This is a genomic window from Aerococcus sp. L_32 (genome assembly GCF_050689315.1).
In genome coordinates this window covers 1-510 of the sequence record NZ_JBOEQF010001297.1, presented here as the reverse complement: position 1 = coordinate 510, position 510 = coordinate 1, and the positions used below count along the sequence as shown (strand labels likewise).

The 510-nt window shown below is 41.8% G+C and carries 1 protein-coding gene and 1 pseudogene; both read right to left on the bottom strand.

Annotated features, from left to right (window positions below; genetic code table 11):
- On the bottom strand, nt 1–111 hold a 111-nt coding region (locus tag ACRCJ0_RS19425; protein WP_431391858.1), incomplete at its 3' end, for a DUF951 domain-containing protein.
- 32 nt (nt 112–143) lie between these two features.
- Nucleotides 144–510 (bottom strand): annotated as a pseudogene (locus ACRCJ0_RS19420) (ParB/RepB/Spo0J family partition protein); the annotation flags it as partial.

Sequence of the window (510 nt, the reverse complement as noted above, 5' to 3'; positions counted from 1 at the left end):
TGATTGGCCACAACCTTGGCATTTGATGCGGATATCCGCACCTAAACGAATGATTTTCCAAGCATTTTCACCACACGGGTGTTGTTTTTTCATTTGCACGATATCGTGCATGCCATATTCTTTGTCTCCCAAGACATACACCTCTAATCTTCAAATTTAATATTCAAAAGATCTAGAATACGGGTTAAATCTTCTTCAGAAAGGTATTCGATTTCGATTTTACCGCGTTTTCCGCGACTATTGATTTGAACATTCGTCCCAAATTTATCCATTAACCGGTCTTCGCTTTCGCGGATATAAGGTGGCACGACTTCTTTCTTGCCGTCGTCTTTTTTAATATCCTTGTCCGCTGGCTCGTTTAAGGCTTGTACCATTTTCTCCAATTGGCGAACGGTAATGCCTTCTGCAACAACCTTCTTAGCTAGACTTGATTGGTCTTTTTTCGATTTTAAACCTAAAATAGTCCGGGCCTGACCTGCGGATAAGGCACCTGATTGCACTAGGGCTTTG